The organism is Rhodococcus sp. R1101 (genome assembly GCF_000278445.1).
Lineage (GTDB): Bacteria > Actinomycetota > Actinomycetes > Mycobacteriales > Mycobacteriaceae > Rhodococcus > Rhodococcus gordoniae.
On the sequence record NZ_AJVB01000065.1, the window covers coordinates 1 to 13,089 of the forward strand.

Here is a 13,089-nt window from a genome sequence, read left to right on the forward strand (position 1 = left end):
GACCGAACGCAACAGCGTCATCCAGCTCTGACCCGCCTGGGTCGTCAGATCGACCCGGTCGGGAAGACGCAGATCGGGGCGAGCGAGGACGCGCGCCATCTCGCGCTGCAGGTAGTCGCGCTCGAGCTTGATCCCGACGACCTCACAGTCGTTCGTCCATTTCTGCTCCGGCGCGGCGGTGTCGGGACGGAAGACCGCGCCGTGGCCGACCGGCGACACCACCTCGTCGCCCGCGGTGATGAGACCGGACAGCGGAATGTTCACCGCATACGCACCGGGATGATCGCTTCTGATCGACACCGCCGCGCCCCAGCGGATGCGCGCGAGACGGATGGGCCCGAGCGGCAGCGTACGGAGCCGGAGCGACGGCGCGGCGTCGTCGAGGGGGCTCAATTCGTGCTCGAAATACGCATTCGAGACGGCTTCTTCCACCTCTTCCCACTCGGCGGGCCTCGGAGTCGGCTCCACTGCCATCGGCTCCTCACCTTCGTTCCGGCTCGTCATCGACGTTCCGACCTGCACATCCACACGATCCGAACGCATGCGACCCAGTGTGATGCGGAACACCGTCCCAGGCAAACAGGGACCTAGGACCTACTCGTCGCGCTAGGTGGATAGTGACCGCGCTCACCGGATCGCACAAGCCTCCCGACCTCCATATGGTCTGTGTCACAGCGCATCGAACCCCACCCCTTCGCACCGGACAGGAGGACGCAATCATGGATCAGCGCATACTCCGCAACATCTTCGGACAGTTCGCCAGCGGCGTCACCGTCATCACCTGCGCGAACAGTGACGGGGAGCCTCACGGCGCGACCGTCACCGCGTTCACGGCCATCTCACTCGAGCCGCGCCTGTGCCAGGTCACCCTGACCCGCACGTCGAAGGCCTGCGGATTCCTGTCCGGCGCGCCGTTCGCCGTCAACATCCTCGCCGCCGACCAGCTCGGCACCGCGATGCACTTCGCCGGACGGCCGCAGTCGCCCGAACCCGTCTGGGAGCAGGGACCGACCGCCCCGGTCCTCGCCGGCACGGCCGCGACCCTGTCGTGCACTCCGTGGCGGGAGTACGACGGTGGCGACCACGTCATCTACATCGGCGAGATCGTCGACGCGACCTTCGACGAGACCGCCGACCCGCTTCTCTTCTACCGCAGCACCTTCCACGAACTCGGCGCCCCGAGCGCCTCCACCGCGTGGAACGGCTCGCTGGACGACCCGCACAGCGGATGGTTCGACTCCCAGACCCGCTTCGTGCCGTTCCACCTCGCCGCAGCCCGCGCCTGAACGTCTTCCACTCCCCCCGGACAAGGAGAAATCCCATGACCACCACCGAACCCCGGCCCTCGGAAACCCTCGACCGTTCCAAGGTGAACGTCGCCGCGGACTCCCCGGCCAACCAGCAGACGAACTTCGCCTCCCGTCCCATGACCGGCGACGAGTACATCGCTTCGATCGACGACGGTCGCGAGATCTACCTGCACGGTGAGCGTGTCAAGGACTTCACCAACCATCCGGCCTTCCGCAACTCGATCCGGATGACCGCACGTCTCTACGACGCCCTGCACACCGGCGAGCACGTCAACACCCTCACCACCCCGACCGACACCGGCAACGGCGGCGTGACCATGCCGTTCTTCCGGACCCCGAAGTCCGCCGACGACCTGCGGGCCGACCGCGACGCCATCGCCACCTGGGCGCGGCTGACCTACGGCTGGATGGGCCGCAGCCCCGACTACAAGGCGTCCTTCCTCGGCACGCTCGGCGCGAACGACGAGTTCTACTCGCCCTTCCAGGACAACGCGAAGCGCTGGTACCGCGAGTCGCAGGAGAAGGTCCTGTACTGGAACCACGCGATCATCAACCCGCCGGTCGACCGTCAGCTGCCGCCGGACCAGGTCGGCGACGTATTCATGAAGGTCGAGAAGGAGACCGATGCCGGCCTCATCGTCTCCGGCGCCAAGGTCGTCGCGACCGGCTCGGCCATCACGAACTACAACTTCATCGCCCACTACGGCCTGCCGATCAAGAAGAAGGAATTCGCACTGATCTGCACGGTGCCGATGGACGCACCCGGCATCAAGCTCATCTCGCGCGCCTCCTACTCGCAGAATGCGAACGTCGTCGGTTCGCCGTTCGACTACCCGCTGTCGTCGCGGATGGACGAGAACGACGCGATCTTCATCTTCGACAAGGTGCTCGTGCCCTGGGAGAACGTCTTCATGTACGGAGACGTCGAGAAGATCAACAACTTCCTCGGTGGCTCCGGCTTCCTCCAGCGCTTCACGCTGCAGGGCTGCACGCGACTTGCCGTCAAGCTCGACTTCATCGCCGGTCTGCTCATGAAGGCCCTCGACGCCACCGGCGCCGGCGGATTCCGCGGCGTGCAGACCCGTGTCGGTGAGGTGATCGGCTGGCGCAACCTGTTCTGGTCGCTCACCGACTCCATGGTCAACAACCCGGAGCCGTGGATCGACGGCACCGTCATCCCCAAGCTCGAATACGGCCTCACCTATCGCATGTTCGCGATGCAGGGCTACCCGCGCATCAAGGAGATCATCGAGCAGGATGTCGCCTCGGGCCTGATCTACCTGCCCTCGTCCGCCGCCGACTTCAAGAACCCCGACGTGCGTCCGTACCTCGACAAGTACGTCCGCGGCTCCGACGGAATCCAGGCGGTCGACCGCGTGAAGGTCATGAAGGCACTGTGGGATTCGATCGGCTCCGAGTTCGGTGGCCGCCACGAACTGTACGAGCGGAACTACGCCGGCAACCACGAGAACGTCAAGGCCGAACTGCTGTTCGCCGCCGAGAGCCGCGGCGACGTCGCCTCCATGAAGGGCTTCGCGGAGCAGTTCATGAGCGAGTACGACCTCGACGGCTGGACCGTGCCCGACCTGATCGGCAATGCCGACGTCAGCGCGTACTACAAGTAGAAACCCGCACTCCGCGCGCGGGCGGATGATCTCCGTTCCCCCTGCCCGCCCGCGCGCGGTCCCACCACCATCCACCCCGCGAAGGAGCGTCCGAGATGACCACGACTGCTTCGAACTCCGTATCCCATCGCCCTGTACCGGAATTCGATGCCGTGATCCTCGGACGCTCCTTCGCCTCTCAACGGGTGGCAGCCCGCTTACGCGACGAACTGCGGTTGTCGATCCACGAGATCGGCACCGCGAGTCTCGTCCGCTACGACGACATCGACCACAGATGGGAGATCCTCATCGGCGACACCGTCGTCACCAGAGCGAAGTTCGTCATCGACGGACACGGCGATCTCGCGGTTCGGGGCCGCGAGGACAGCACGATCAACCGGCGTACCGTGACAGTGAACGGTTTCCCGAATCTGTTCCGCCCCATCGTCACTACGCACACGGATCCCATCGGGTACACGGTGTCGTGCATCGAGTACATGCGCGGCAACGGTCTGGACTATGTCGAGCGACGGCTGCGGACGCCGGTCGCGGACGACGACTTCCCCGAGCTGTCGTTCGATCGGCCTATGCCGATCCTCTGGTTCGGCTGAACCGTCCGAGAGGGCACCGAGCGGGTGACGACAACGAAGTCGTCGCCCGCTCGCGTACGTTCGCTCTCCCCGCTGCTCAGCCACGCAGGACTTCGGCGGGAGCGACACCGTACCGCTTCCGGAAGGCCGCAGCGAAGCGCCCCGGGTGGCCGAAGCCCCATCGGAACGCTACGTCCGCCACCGTGATTCCCCCTGCCGCGAGGTCTGCGTGCGCCCGATCCAATCTGATGTCGAGCAGGCATGCGGACGGGCTGCTTCCCACGTACTCGGAGAACGCCTCCTGGAGCCGCCGCACACTCGTTCCGGCGATCTCCGCCATGTCGGCCGCCGTCCAGGCACGGCCCGGATCCTCCCGCAGAGCGTTCAACACCCGGCGCACCATCCCCGGACGCGGTGCCGGTGACAGCCCGTCGGTCGGCGCGACCGCCAGGACGAAGGCGGTGGTGACCGCTCCCGCGAGCTGAGCCGACACCAGAGGGTTCGTCAAGACGTGCGTGGCGCCGGTGAGCTGGTCGCTCAGTGATGCCACCAGCCCGTGCCATTCCTGCGCGGAACCCTTCAAGTCGATCCGATCGGGCAGCTCGAGTCGTGACCGTAACGGGCCACCGAGGATCCGGTCCGCTTCGCGTTCGAGGTGCTCGCGGTCGAATTTGATTCCCAGGACGGAACATTCCGCATCCCAGCGGGTGATGAGCGAGGGAGTGTCGGCGCGGAAGACCGTCGCGGAGCCCGGTTCGGAGACGACGACTCCCGACCGGCCCCGCGATTCCAGACGTCCACTCAAGGGGATGTTCACCTCGTAGGCACCGGGATAGTCGCATTCGATCGCGACGTCCGCTCCCCAGCTCATCCGGCCGATGGTCACACCACCGAGATCGGCCGACACGAGTTCGAGTCCGGGCCGATCCGTCGTCCCCAGGCCTGTGAGGCGGTGCGGGAAGTAGACATCCGCCACCGCACGGGAAGCCTCGTCCCAATCCTCGATCTCGGGCACACTCACGCTTTCGAGACTAACCACTGCGGAGACCTGGATCACATAGTCGCGCGATCCGTCCGGAAGCCGCGCAATGTGCATCGACCTTCGGTCCGGTTGCGCCATATGGTCCACGCCACACACATCGAGGGTCCCTTCCCGGGGACCGCAGTTCCCACCGCGTAGGAGATCGAATGACCAGCACCCTCTCGTGGCTCGACGAGGTCACGATGGAACAGCTCGAGCGCAACCCGTATCCCGTCTACGAGCGTCTTCGCGCCGAGGCGCCGGTGGCCTTCGTCCCTGTTCTCGGCGCCTACGTCGCCTCCACGATGGAGGCCTGCCGTGAGGTCGCGACCGGCGACGACTTCGACGGCATCATCACGCCGGCGGGTGGGCGCACCTTCGGCCATCCCGCGATCATCGGCGTCAACGGCGACATCCACCGGGACCTGCGATCCATGGTCGAACCTGCACTCCAGCCCGCCGAAGTGGACCGGTGGGTCGAGGATCTCGTCCGTCCCATCGCGCAACGCTACGTCGAGGCGTTCGAAGCCGACGGCACGGCGGATCTCGTCGCCCAGTACTGCGAGCCGGTGAGCGTGCGCGCCCTCGGCGACCTGCTCGGGCTGAAGGACGTCTCCTCGGACACGCTGCGCGAGTGGTTCCACAAGTTGTCGGATTCGTTCACCAACGCGGCGGTGGACGAGAACGGAAACTTCACCGGCCAGGAGCGTTTCGACGAAGGCGACCGGGCCAAGGAGGAGATCCGATCGGTCGTCGATCCGCTCATCGACCATTGGATCGAGCACCCCGACGACAGCGCCATCTCGCACTGGTTGCACGACGGCATGCCCGAGGGGAAGACACGCGACCGCGACTACATCTACCCCACGCTGTACGTCTTCCTGCTGGGAGCGATGCAGGAGCCGGGTCACGCGATGAGTTCGACGCTGGCGGGTCTGTTCACCCGCCCGGAGCAGTTCGAAGCGGTCGTCGACGAACCGTCGCTGATCCCCCGTGCGATCTCCGAAGGGATGCGCTGGACTGCACCGATCTGGTCGGGAACGGCGCGTATCGCCAAGCGGGACAGCATCGTCTCGGGAATCGAGATCGCCGAGGGTTCGGTGGTGATGCTGTCGTACGGATCGGCGAACCACGATATCGACATCTTCGATGCACCGAGCCGATACGACATGACGCGTCCGCCGCTTCCGCATCTCGCCTTCGGTGCCGGCAAGCATGCCTGTGCGGGCATCTACTTCGCGAACAACGTCAGCCGCATCGGTCTGGAAGAGCTGCTCGAGACGATTCCCAATCTCGAACGCGATACCTCCGAGGACGTCGAGTTCTGGGGCTGGGGCTTCCGTGGACCGAAGGCTCTGCACGCCCGATGGGAGATCTGACCGTGACGTACACACTGACCGCCGGCACCCGCACAGTGCCGTGCGAACCCGGCCAGACGGTGCTCGATGCGTTCCTGCGCAGCGGGCAGTGGATGCCCAACTCGTGCAATCAGGGCACGTGCGGTACCTGCAAGATCAGGATTCACAGCGGCGAGGTGGATCATCGGAACTCACCCGAGCAGACGCTCACACCCGACGAGCGTGCCGCCGGTTACGCACTGGCGTGTCAGACCACACCGTGCAGCGACGCCGTCCTGGACACCCCTGCCAGGCAGGACACGACCGGCACGCACACGCTGCGCGACCTCGCGGCGACCGTCATCGAGGTCCGGGACATCGCCGCCGAGACCCGCAGGGTCCTGCTCACCGCCGACGAGCCGCTCGAATTCTCGGCCGGGCAGTACGTCGAGCTCACGGTGCCCGGGACCTCCGTTCGGCGCCGGTACTCCCTGGCCAACCCACCCTCGGAGCCGAAACTGCTCGAACTGCACGTCCGGCGGCAGCCGGGTGGGATCGCGAGCGATTGGATCTTCGGAAGCATCGAGGTGGGTGAACGCGTGGAGATCACTGGTCCCTACGGCGACTTCACGTTCGATGCCGAGAGTGCCGGACCGATGGCGCTCCTCGGCGGCGGTACCGGCCTCGCCCCGCTCAAGGGCATCGTCCGGCATGCACTCGTCCTGAATCCCGATCGGGAGGTCCTGCTCTACCACGGGGTCCGCACCTGCACCGATGTGTACGACGCCGACTTCTTCCGCGAACTCGAGGCACGCCATCCAGGCTTCCGGTACGTCACCTGCGTGAGCCGGGAGACCGGCGGCGACCGGGAGGGCTACGTCACCGACGCGTTCGTGGAGGACGTCTCGTCCGCGAAGGAGTTCACCGGTTACATCTGCGGATCCGACGCATTCGTGGAAGCATCGGTCAAGTCGTTCAAACGGCGCCGCATGTCGCCGCGGCGTATCCGACGGGAACGATTCACTGCCGCCGGCTGAGCCGGCAGTTGTGTACCGCCGGCTGAACCGGCAGTTGTGTACCGCCGGCTGAATCAGGAATTCGGCAGCGCCGCCCGTGTTGTCACGGGCGGCGTTCGCTTGTCGAGGGTCTTCCGACCCGGTTCCCAGGGGTCCTAGGTATCCCTAGGCATTTACCCGGTGTGACTGTGGACACAGGCTGTCATCGTGGATGTATTGCCTGACACCGCGGCCGGGCAGGACCGGACGACACACTCGTCCGCCGCACGTTCCGCCCGCGTCGGCCGCGTCGGACCCAGCCCGTCCGTCCCGGCACGAAGCCGATACCTGGAGGATCTCATGACCGACACCGTGGAACACGTGCGCGCTCGACTGGACGGCGCTCTGATCGAGGACCCGACCACCGGGCGGTACCAGATCCGCCGTGACGTCTTCACCGACGAAGAGATCTTCGAACTCGAGATGAAGTACATCTTCGAGGGCAACTGGGTGTACCTCGCGCACGAGAGCCAGATCCCCGACGTCGGCGACTACTTCACGACGAATATCGGGCGGCAGCCGGTCGTCATCAGCCGCGACAAGGAAGGCGAGCTGCACTGCCTGATCAACGCGTGCAGCCACCGTGGCGCGATGCTGTGCCGTCGCAAGACCGACAACCGCACCACCTTCACCTGCCCCTTCCACGGCTGGACGTTCCGTAACAACGGCAAGCTGCTGAAGGTCAAGGATCCCCGCGACGCCGGCTACCCCGAGCAGTTCAACACCGACGGCAGCCACGACCTGCGGAAGGTCGCTCGTTTCGAGAGCTACCGCGGTTTCCTGTTCGGCAGCCTCAATCCCGACGTCAAGTCGCTCGAGGATCACCTCGGCGACACCACGAAGATGATCGACATGCTGGTCGACCAGTCGCCCGAGGGCCTCGAGGTGCTGCGCGGTTCGTCCACCTACACCTACGACGGCAATTGGAAGCTGCAGGCGGAGAACGGCGCCGACGGCTACCACGTCTCGGCCACCCACTGGAACTACGCCGCGACCACCGCGCGCCGCACCGCCGGTGAGTCCACCAACGAGACCAAGGCGATGGACGCCGGCACGTGGGGCAAGCAGGGTGGCGGTTACTACTCGTTCGATCACGGCCACCTGCTGCTGTGGATGTGGTGGGGCAACCCCGAGGATCGCCCGCTGTACCCGCGCAGGGAGGAGCTGGCGAAGGAGTTCGGCGAGAAGAAGGCCGAGTTCATGGTCGGTGCGTCGCGCAACCTGTGCCTGTACCCGAACGTGTACATCATGGATCAGTTCTCCTCGCAGATCCGGCATTTCCGCCCGATCTCCGTGGACAAGACCGAGGTGACGATCTACTGCATCGCACCGAAGGGCGAGAGCCCCGAGTCCCGCGCCAACCGGATCCGTCAGTACGAGGACTTCTTCAACGCGACCGGCATGGCCACCCCGGACGATCTCGAGGAGTTCCGCTCCTGTCAGAAGACCTACCTCGCGACGGCCGCGCCCTGGAACGACATGAGTCGCGGCGCGACCCACGTCCTCAACGGACCCGACGAGGTCGCGAAGGATCTCGGGATGACGAAGGTGCTGTCGAGCGGTGTCAAGACCGAGGACGAAGGCCTGTACCCGATCCAGCACGGCTACTGGCTCGAAGTGATGCGCGACGCCATCGCATCCGAGAGCTCCGCCGCCGACCCCTCCGCGCTCTGAGAGGACTCCAGATCATGACTGCTGTACGAGAATTCACGCAGACCGACATCGAACAGTTCCTCTACCGCGAGGCCCGGCTGCTCGACGACCGCGAGTTCGAGAAGTGGCTCGAGTGCTACCACCCCGACGCCGAGTACTGGATGCCGGCCTGGGACGACGCCGGCGCTCTCACCGAGAACCCGCAGACCGAAATCTCGCTGATCTACTACCCGAATCGCGGTGGCCTCGAGGACCGGGTGTTCCGCATCCGCACCGACCGCTCGTCGGCGACCTCGTTGCCCGAACCCCGTACGGGACACAACATCACCAACGTCGAGATCCTCGAGCGTCGTGGCACCGAGATCGACCTGCGGCACAACTGGTTCTCGTTGTACTTCCGCTACAACACCACCGACACCTACTTCGGGACCACCTTCCTCACCCTCGACGTCTCGGGCGCACAGCCGGTGATCAGGAAGAAGAAGATCGTCCTCAAGAACGATTACATCCACCACATCGTCGACGTCTACGTCGTCTAGTCCGACCCCATCACGAAAGGAGGCACGTGCCATGGCGTATCAGGTGGCATTGAGCTTCGAGGACGGGGTCACCCGCTTCATCAAGGTCAACCCCAACGAGACCGTTGCCGACGCCTCGTACAAGGCCCGCATCAATATTCCGCTCGACTGCCGTGACGGCGCGTGCGGAACATGCAAGGCCTTCTGCGAGTCGGGCAGCTACGACGGTGGCGACTACATCGAGGACGCCCTCACCGACGAAGAGGCCGAGCAGGGCTACTGCCTGCCGTGCCAGATGATGCCGGAATCCGATCTCGTGGTGCAGATCGCGAGCACCTCCGATGTCGCGAAGACCGCGGCCGCGTCGTACACCGCGACCATCACGGACCTGCGCCGCTTCTCCGAGAGCGTTGTCGGGTTCACCGTCGAGATCGACAACCGCGACGACCTGGTGTTCCTGCCCGGGCAGTATGTCAACATCGGCGTGCCCGGCAGCGACGACGGCACCGGCAAGCCCGCGACCCGCTCGTACTCGTTCAGCACCGGTCCGAACGAGAATTCGCTCGCGTTCCTGGTGAAGATCACCGAGGGCGGTCTGATGTCCGAGTATCTGCGCGACCGGGCGCAGGTCGGCGACACCCTCGAGCTCACCGGCCCGTTCGGCAGTTTCTTCCTGCGCGAGCGCAAGCGCCCGTCGCTGCTGCTCGCCGGCGGCACCGGCCTGGCGCCGCTGCTGTCGATCCTGTCGAAGATCGAGACCGACGGCTCCGACCACCCGGTGCACCTGATCTACGGCGTCACCTTCGATCACGACCTCGTCGAACTCGACAAGCTCGAGGAGTACACGAAGAAGCTTCCGAACTTCACGTTCGACTACTGCGTGGCCGACGAGTCGTCGTCCGCTCCCAACAAGGGATACGTGACGGGCCTGTTCGAGCCGTCGCACCTCAACGACGGGGATGTCGACATCTACCTGTGCGGTCCGCCGCCGATGGTGGAGGCAGTGCGTAACCACCTGTCGGACAACGGCATCAATCCGACGAACTTCTACTTCGAGAAGTTCAACACGTCCGCGACCCCGGGCGGGGCGACCGCCCCGGTGGCGACGGACGCGGAGAAGGCCGCTGCCGAGAAGGCTGCCGCCGAGACCGGCCGTCCGGTGGTGCTCGAGAACCCCGAGCCCGGCAACTACGAGATCGGCGAGGAGCACCCTCCCGTCGCCGAATCGGACGAGCAGTTCGATGCCCGCATGGCTCTCGAACTCGGCGTCGTCGAACTGACGATCGGCCGGCTCACCCCCGAGCAGCTCGTCGAGTTCCGGATCCTCGCCGAGGCGTCCGGCGCTTCGGTCGAGGGTGATCACTTCACCGACGCCGCGGCGTTCACCGACACCAACGCGGCCTTCCACGAGTTCCTCTTCCGCTGCTGCACCAACCCGGTCCTGCTCGAGGCCTACGACAAGCTCGAGGTGACCCGGCTGATGAAGCAGGTCCTGCGCGACGCGCAGTGGGTGGAGGAGCACATCGTCGACGAGCACATGAAGATCGTCGAGGCGTTCGAGAAGGGCGACAAGGCCGCCGCACGCGATCTGATCGTCGTCCATTCCCAGCACGCCAAGGAGACGATGCGCCGGGCGATCGCCAGCGGTGCCACGGCCGGTGCCTCCTCATGACCGACACGAAGATCTTTCCCGGCCGGTTCGACGGCCGGTGCCTGACGATCACGGGCGCCGCGCAGGGCATCGGCCTCGAGGTCGCGACACGCATCGCCGCCGAGGGCGGTGAGGTCGTGCTCGTCGACCGCGCGGAACTCGTGCACGAGGTGGCCGAGCAACTCCGTGAGTCCGGCGGCAAGGCCCACTCGGTGACGGCGGATCTGGAAACCTTCGAAGGCGCCGAGGAAGCGATCTCGTACGCGATCCAGACCACCGGCCGCATCGACGTGCTCATCAACGTCGTCGGCGGAACGATCTGGGCGAAGCCGTACGAGTACTACGCGCCGGAGGAGATCGAGAAGGAGATCCGGCGTTCGCTGTTCCCCACTCTGTGGACGTGCCGCGCGGTCGCGCCGCACCTGATCGAGCGACACGCCGGGACGATCGTGAACGTCTCGTCGGTGGCGACCCGCGGCATCAACCGCGTCCCCTATTCGGCGGCGAAGGGTGGGGTCAACGCGATCACCGCGTCGCTCGCTCTCGAGTTGGCGCCCTACGGCGTTCGCGTGGTGGCGACCGCGCCCGGCGGCACCGTCGCGCCGGAACGACGGATCGCTCGCGGTCCGTCCCCGCAGTCGGAGCAGGAGAAGGGCTGGTACCAGCAGATCGTGGACCAGACCGTCGACTCCTCCCTGCTCAAGCGGTACGGCACGCTCGAGGAGCAGGCCGCCGCGATCTGTTTCCTGGCCTCCGAGGAGGCCTCCTACATCACCGGCACGGTTCTTCCCGTCGCCGGCGGCGATCTGGGCTGACCGCCCCCTCGCTCGGCCTCACCGGAGGCGCCGATCCCTCCGGTGAGGCCACTTTTCTCCCCGAATCAGCTTGTGACTCCCCTTACAGACCGGAGTAACCCATGATCCATGCCACGCAGACCTGGGCCAGTCCACAACATCGGCGCAGCGTCATCTGGATCGTCGCGCTCGCGACCCTCGCGATCATCTTCGACGGCTACGACCTCGTCGTGTACGGCACCGTCCTCCCCACGCTGATGGCCGACCCCACTCAGCTCGGCGAGATCTCCGCCCAGCAGGGCGGTGCACTCGGCTCCTATGCCCTCATCGGCGTCATGGTCGGCGCACTGACGACGGGAGCCTTCGGCGACCGTGTCGGTCGGCGGAAGATGATGCTGATCAACATCGTCTGGTTCTCGATCGGCATGGGCGCCGCCGCCTTCGCCACGAGCATCCCGATGTTCGGTGCGCTCCGCTTCTTCACCGGCATCGGGGTCGGAGGCCTGGTCGCCACCGCCGGCGCCGTGGTCGCCGAGTTCGCTCCGCCCGGCAAGCGCAACCTCTTCAACGCCATCGTCTACAGCGGTGTCCCCGCCGGTGGTGTCCTGGCCTCGCTGCTCGCCATCCTGCTGCGCGACGCCATCGGCTGGCGCGGGCTGTTCCTCATCGGCGCGCTGCCCCTCGTCATTCTGCTTCCGCTGGCGCTCATCAAGCTTCCCGAGTCGCCCGCCTGGCTGCAGTCGCGGGGACGATCCGACGAGGCACAGCAGGTGTGCGCGAAGTTCGGTTTACCATTGCCGTCCGCGGCACCTGTCGCCCCCACCGAGAAGATCGGGTTCGCAGCACTCGCCACCCGCAAGTACGCGCTCGGTACGGGCCTGCTCGGCATGATGAGCTTCGCCGGCCTGCTGCTCACCTACGGGCTCAACACGTGGCTGCCCAAGATCATGGCCGACGCCGGTTACAACGCCAACGGATCGCTCGCCTTCCTGCTCGTCCTCAACGGCGGCGCCATCCTCGGTGGCCTGCTCGCCTCGAAGGTCGCCGACGGCCGGGGACCGCAGTCCGTCATCGTCACCACCTTCTTCCTCGCGGCCGTGGCGCTGGTACTGCTGACCCTCGGCTTCCCGCTGCCGGTGCTGCTCACCGCCGTCGCGATCGCCGGTACGGGCACGATCGGCACCCAGGTGCTCATCTACGGGTTCGTGTCCAACTACTACGACACCCCGGCCCGCGCCGCCGGCGTGGCATGGTGCGCCGGTTTCGGCCGCCTCGGCGGCATCGTCGGCCCGGTCATCGGCGGACTGCTGATCGGTGCGGGCTTCGCGAACAACGTGAACTTCTACATCTTCGCGGGGATCGCGCTCGCCGGCGGTCTTGTCACCTGGTTCGTCCCCCGTCCGGCCGGCACCGTCTCACCGGTCCGCAGTTCCGACCGTCCCGCGCCGACTACCGTGGACGTGTGACGGGCAACACTGTGCTGATCGGCCGGAACTCCGAGTTGATGCAACTCGAACGCCTCCTCGGCGAAGCCCGCGCGGGGGTCCCCTCGCTGG

12 protein-coding genes are annotated in these 13,089 nt (G+C 66.1%); 10 read left to right on the forward strand and 2 right to left on the reverse strand.

What is annotated here, in order from left to right; all coding sequences use genetic code 11:
- Window positions 1-474 (reverse strand): AraC family transcriptional regulator (locus tag R1101_RS0107145; RefSeq protein WP_037222424.1); only part of this gene is annotated, 474 nt, incomplete at its 3' end.
- A 245-nt stretch (window positions 475-719) separates the two neighbouring features.
- Between R1101_RS0107145 and R1101_RS0107150 the strand changes: the two genes are divergently transcribed.
- From R1101_RS0107150 to R1101_RS0107160, 3 genes are all read left to right on the forward strand, one after another.
- A complete protein-coding gene (locus R1101_RS0107150) occupies window positions 720-1,286 on the forward strand; it encodes a flavin reductase family protein (protein ID WP_016932772.1) in 567 nt (188 codons plus the stop codon).
- A 35-nt stretch (window positions 1,287-1,321) separates the two neighbouring features.
- On the forward strand, window positions 1,322-2,935 hold the full coding sequence (locus R1101_RS0107155; RefSeq protein ID WP_016932773.1) for a 4-hydroxyphenylacetate 3-hydroxylase family protein: 1,614 nt from the start codon (window positions 1,322-1,324) through the stop codon (window positions 2,933-2,935).
- Between the two features lie 95 nt (window positions 2,936-3,030).
- On the forward strand, window positions 3,031-3,525 hold the full coding sequence (locus R1101_RS0107160; protein WP_026002982.1) for a hypothetical protein: 495 nt from the start codon (window positions 3,031-3,033) through the stop codon (window positions 3,523-3,525).
- 76 nt (window positions 3,526-3,601) lie between these two features.
- Here R1101_RS0107160 and R1101_RS0107165 read toward each other — a convergent pair whose 3' ends face one another.
- The gene (locus tag R1101_RS0107165; RefSeq protein ID WP_026002983.1) at window positions 3,602-4,525 is read right to left on the reverse strand and encodes an AraC family transcriptional regulator; all 924 of its coding nucleotides are present in this window, start codon (window positions 4,523-4,525) and stop codon (window positions 3,602-3,604) included.
- 167 nt (window positions 4,526-4,692) lie between these two features.
- Between R1101_RS0107165 and R1101_RS0107170 the strand changes: the two genes are divergently transcribed.
- From R1101_RS0107170 to R1101_RS0107200, 7 genes are all read left to right on the forward strand, one after another.
- Entirely contained in the window at window positions 4,693-5,904 is a 1,212-nt protein-coding gene (locus R1101_RS0107170; RefSeq protein WP_016932776.1) for a cytochrome P450, read from the forward strand.
- A complete protein-coding gene (locus R1101_RS0107175) occupies window positions 5,892-6,899 on the forward strand; it encodes a 2Fe-2S iron-sulfur cluster-binding protein (protein WP_016932777.1) in 1,008 nt (335 codons plus the stop codon). Before R1101_RS0107170 ends, R1101_RS0107175 begins: the two co-directional genes overlap by 13 nt.
- 318 nt (window positions 6,900-7,217) lie before the next feature.
- Window positions 7,218-8,591, forward strand: a complete 1,374-nt coding sequence (gene benA / locus R1101_RS0107180) for a benzoate 1,2-dioxygenase large subunit (RefSeq protein WP_016932778.1) — start codon at window positions 7,218-7,220, stop codon at window positions 8,589-8,591.
- Window positions 8,592-8,605: 14 nt separating this feature from the next.
- Window positions 8,606-9,109 (forward strand): benzoate 1,2-dioxygenase small subunit, encoded by a 504-nt coding sequence (gene benB, locus R1101_RS0107185; protein ID WP_016932779.1) that lies wholly within the window; start codon window positions 8,606-8,608, stop codon window positions 9,107-9,109.
- 31 nt (window positions 9,110-9,140) lie between these two features.
- The gene (gene benC, locus R1101_RS0107190) at window positions 9,141-10,760 is read left to right on the forward strand and encodes a benzoate 1,2-dioxygenase electron transfer component BenC (protein WP_016932780.1); all 1,620 of its coding nucleotides are present in this window, start codon (window positions 9,141-9,143) and stop codon (window positions 10,758-10,760) included.
- Window positions 10,757-11,554, forward strand: a complete 798-nt coding sequence (benD, locus tag R1101_RS0107195) for a benzoate diol dehydrogenase BenD (RefSeq protein ID WP_016932781.1) — start codon at window positions 10,757-10,759, stop codon at window positions 11,552-11,554. Before benC ends, benD begins: the two co-directional genes overlap by 4 nt.
- Before the next feature lie 101 nt (window positions 11,555-11,655).
- Window positions 11,656-12,999, forward strand: a complete 1,344-nt coding sequence (locus tag R1101_RS0107200) for an MFS transporter (protein ID WP_016932782.1) — start codon at window positions 11,656-11,658, stop codon at window positions 12,997-12,999.
- Window positions 13,000-13,089 lie beyond the last annotated feature (90 nt).